Source organism: Streptomyces endophyticus (assembly GCF_035798155.1).
In the GTDB taxonomy this organism is placed as follows: Bacteria; Actinomycetota; Actinomycetes; order Streptomycetales; family Streptomycetaceae; genus Streptomyces; species Streptomyces endophyticus.
This window is the reverse complement of record NZ_JAOZYC010000050.1, coordinates 1-3,523: the sequence shown is the minus strand read 5'-3', so window position 1 is coordinate 3,523 and position 3,523 is coordinate 1. Positions and strand designations below refer to the sequence as shown.

Here is a 3,523-nt window from a genome sequence, read left to right as displayed (position 1 = left end):
CGGCGAGTCCGACTCTATCAGATCCTTTCGGGCCTGATTCCCAGTCAGCGGGGCTTGTCTTCGCGGCTGTTGGGCCGCTCCGACGTTCCAAACTTTAGCGGATTCCCGGCCCCCGAGCGAATCGGGGGTTCGGAATTGAATTCGGGCACGCCGAATAGAATCCCGGTCAAGGAGATCGTGCAAGTGGTTGGGGGTGCCGCCCTGTGGGCAACTCGAAGGACTCTACGCCACCGGCCCCCACGGCACAAAAGCGGGGCCCGGCGCGACGCATCGCACCAGGCCCCGCCCCTACGAAGGCGCTGAGGGATCAGGCTCCGACCGGATCCTTCGCTCCGCCGTCGCGCGGCGTCGGAACGTCCGAGCCGGAGTCCGAGGAGTCGGAGGAGTCCGAGGAGTCACCGGAGTCGAGGAGCGTGCGCTCGTCGAAGGGCAGGTCGCCGGCGAGGACCCGCTTCACACGGTCCCGGTCGACCTCTCCGGTCCACGTACCGATGAGCAACGTGGCCACCGCGTTGCCCGCGAAGTTGGTGAGGGCGCGGGCCTCGCTCATGAAGCGGTCGATGCCGATGATCAGGCCGACACCGTCGACCAGGCCCGGCTTGTGGGACTGGAGGCCCGAGGCGAGGACGGCGACGCCGGAGCCGGAGACGCCCGCCGCGCCCTTCGACGCGATCATCATGAAGAGGAGCAGGCCGATCTGTTCGCCGACGGACATCGTCTGGTCCAGGGCGTCGGAGATGAAGATGGAGGCCATGGTCAGGTAGATCATGGTTCCGTCGAGGTTGAAGGAGTAGCCGGTCGGGACGGTGATACCGACGACCGGGCGACTGACTCCCAGGTGCTCCATCTTCGCGATCAGACGCGGCAGTGCCGACTCCGAGGAGGAGGTCGAGAGGATCAGCAGGAACTCCCGGCCCAGGTACTTCAGCAGCATGAAGATGTTGAAGCCCGTCGCCAGGCGCATGATCGTCGCGAGGACGATGCCGACGAACAGGGCACAGGTGACGTAGAAGCCGACCATGATCGTGGCGAGGGCCTTGAGGGCGTCGACGCCCGTTTCCCCGATGACCGCCGCCATCGCTCCGAACGCGCCGACCGGGGCGGCCCACATGATCATGCCGAGAACCCGGAAGACGAGCTTCTGGATGTGCTCGATGCCCCGCAGGACCGGCTCGCCGGAGCTGCCCATGGCCTGGAGGGCGAAGCCGACGAGCAGCGCGATCAGCAGGGTCTGGAGGACGGAGTCACCGGTGAAGGCCGAGACCATGGTGGTGGGGATGACGCCGAGGAGGAAGTCGACGGGGCCCTCGTTGGCCTCTTCGGCCGCCGTGTGGCCCGCGCCCTTCACCGCCTCGGTGAGGTGCATGCCGTCGCCGGGGTGCAGGAAGTTGCCGACGAGCAGGCCGATGGCGAGGGCCACGACCGACATCACCATGAAGTAGCCGAGGGCGAGGCCGCCGACCTTGCCGATCTTCGCGGCCTTCCGGACGGAGCCGACGCCCAGGACGATCGTGCAGAAGATGATGGGCGAGATCATCATCTTGATCAGGTTCACGAAGCCCGTGCCGATGGGCTTGAGCTCCTTGGCGAAGTCCGGCGCGGCGAAGCCGACTGCAATACCGAGCAGCACGGCCACGATCACGGCGATGTAGAGATAGTGAGTACGGTCCCGCTTCACTGGTGCGGCTGGTTTCGCGGTCTCTGTATCGGCCACGGTTCCTCCTGACGACGACGTCGGCGTACCAGGTCGTGCGGCTCACGTCCTGCGAATCCTGGCGACTATCTCTCCCCCCGGTGAGGACCGTCACCCTTCCGTTCATTTAGTTCGTGCTTATACGAAGAGGCAGACTGTCCCGCATGCGTCTCCCCCGTCCCCGCAGCCTGGCGGGCCAGCTCTTCGCGATGCAGGTCGTGCTGGTGGCCGTCGTGGTGGCGGGGTGTGCGCTCTTCACGTACGTCAGTGACCGGGGGCAGGCGGAGAGCAGCGCGCAACGGCAGGCCACGGCCACCGCGCGGGCGGTCGCCGACGCGCGGTCCGTGCGCGAGGCGGCCTCGGGTGCCGTGGATCCGACCGGGCGGCTGCAGCCGTACGCGCGTGAGGTGCAGCGGCACACCGGCGTCGACTTCGTGACGATCATGGATCCGGACGGCATCCGCTGGACGCATCCCGACGAGCGGCAGATCGGGGAGCGCTACCTCGGGCACATCGGTCCCGCCTTGAAGGGACACACGTTCTCGGAGACGTACACGGGGACGCTCGGGTCCTCGGTGCGGGTGGTCACGCCCGTGTACGACGCGGGGCGGCACCGGATCGTCGGGCTCGTCAGCGCCGGCATCACGATCGATGTCATCACCGCCCAGGCGCAGGGGCAGGTCCTCGCCGTGGCGGGGGTCGCGCTCGCCGCGCTGGTGCTGGGCGGCATCGGTACGTACGTCATAAACGCCCGCCTTCGCCGGCACACGCACGGGATGAACGCCACCGAGCTGAGCCGGATGCACGCCTATCACCAGGCCGCGCTGCACGCCGTGCGCGAGGGGCTCGTGATGATGGACGGGCAGCGGCGGGTCGCTCTGATCAACGACGGGGCGCGGGTGCTGCTCGGCGTCGCGGAGGGGGACGACGTCGTCGGGCGGTCCGTCGCCGAGCTCGGGCTGCCCGCACCGCTCACCGGTGCGCTGCTCGCCGCCGAGCCGCGGGTCGACGAGGTGCATCTGACGGTCGACCGTGTCGTCGTCGTCAATACGTCTCCGGTGGCGAGCGGTGACCGGCGCGGCACCGTCGTGACGCTGCGCGATCACACCGAGCTGCAGGCGGTGATGGGCGAGCTGGACTCCGAACGGGGGTTCACGCGGGCGCTCAGGTCGCAGGCGCACGAGGCGGCGAACCGGTTGCACACGGTCGTCTCGCTGATCGAGCTGGACCGGGCGGACGAGGCCGTGGAGTTCGCGACCGCCGAGCTGGAGCTGGCGCAGGCGCTGACCGACCAGGTCGTGGGTGCGGTGCACGAGCCGGTGCTGGCCGCGCTGCTGCTCGGCAAGGCGGCGCAGGCCAATGAGCACGGTGTGGAGCTGGTGGTGTCGGCCGACACCCGGATCGACGACGGGCTGCTGCCGCAGGCGCTGCCCGCGCGTGACCTGGTCACCGTGCTCGGCAATCTCGTCGACAACGCGGTCGACGCGGCGCAGGGGTCGCCCGGGGCGCGGGTCACGGTGACCGCGCGGACCGACGACGACGTTCTGTTGTTGCGGGTCTCGGACACGGGTCCCGGGGTCGATCCTGCACACACCGACTCCGTCTTCGTTCGCGGCTGGTCGACGAAGGCGTCGGGGGCGGGTGGGCGTGGGCTCGGTCTGGCGTTGGTGCGGCAGGCGTTGACACGGTGTGGTGGGGTGCTGGATCTGGGTCGCGCGCCGGAGGGCGGCGCGGAGTTCACGGTTCGGGTTCCACTTGCCGATCAAGCCCCTGCGGCGATTGAGCAGCGGGGTCCGGGGCGGAGCCCCGAGTCCTCAGCCCCGGATGGGG

2 protein-coding genes are annotated in these 3,523 nt (G+C 69.1%); one reads left to right on the top strand and one right to left on the bottom strand.

Features of this window, described 5'->3' with window-relative positions; genetic code table 11:
* Positions 1–307 precede the first annotated feature (307 nt).
* On the bottom strand, positions 308–1,714 hold the full coding sequence (locus OKJ99_RS07850) for a cation:dicarboxylate symporter family transporter (protein ID WP_326015099.1): 1,407 nt from the start codon (positions 1,712–1,714) through the stop codon (positions 308–310).
* Positions 1,715–1,857: 143 nt separating this feature from the next.
* Between OKJ99_RS07850 and OKJ99_RS07845 the strand changes: the two genes are divergently transcribed.
* Positions 1,858–3,523 (top strand): sensor histidine kinase (locus OKJ99_RS07845; RefSeq protein ID WP_326015098.1); only part of this gene is annotated, 1,666 nt, incomplete at its 3' end.